1 protein-coding gene is annotated in these 386 nt (G+C 41.7%); it reads left to right on the top strand.

The window, feature by feature from the left end; translation table 11 throughout:
• Positions 1-39: 39 nt before the first annotated feature.
• A complete protein-coding gene (gene iraP / locus I6F28_RS37265) occupies positions 40-300 on the top strand; it encodes an anti-adapter protein IraP (RefSeq protein WP_000792970.1) in 261 nt (86 codons plus the stop codon).
• Positions 301-386 lie beyond the last annotated feature (86 nt).

Below are 386 nucleotides of genomic sequence, written 5' to 3'. Positions count from 1 at the left end.
ATGTTAACTTCTCCATACTTTGGATAAGGAAATACAGACATGAAAAATCTCATTGCTGAGTTGTTATTTAAGCTTGCCCAAAAAGAAGAAGAGTCGAAAGAACTGTGTGCGCAGGTAGAAGCTTTGGAGATTATCGTCACTGCAATGCTTCGCAATATGGCGCAAAATGACCAACAGCGGTTGATTGATCAGGTAGAGGGGGCGCTGTACGAGGTAAAGCCCGATGCCAGCATTCCTGACGACGATACGGAGCTGCTGCGCGATTACGTAAAGAAGTTATTGAAGCATCCTCGTCAGTAAAAAGTTAATCTTTTCAACAGCTGTCATAAAGTTGTCACGGCCGAGACTTATAGTCGCTTTGTTTTTATTTTTTAATGTATTTGTAC

This window comes from Bradyrhizobium sp. NBAIM14 (assembly GCF_020193895.1).
Classification (GTDB): Bacteria; Pseudomonadota; Alphaproteobacteria; order Rhizobiales; family Xanthobacteraceae; genus Bradyrhizobium; species Bradyrhizobium yuanmingense.
The sequence above is the reverse complement of the archived record's forward strand: the minus strand, read 5'-3'. Positions and strand labels throughout refer to the sequence as shown.

Excerpts from the sequence above, each read along its gene's own strand:
- iraP (WP_000792970.1), top strand. The coding sequence starts at position 40 with ATGAAAAATCTCATTGCTGAGTTGTTATTTAAGCTTGCCCAAAAAGAA.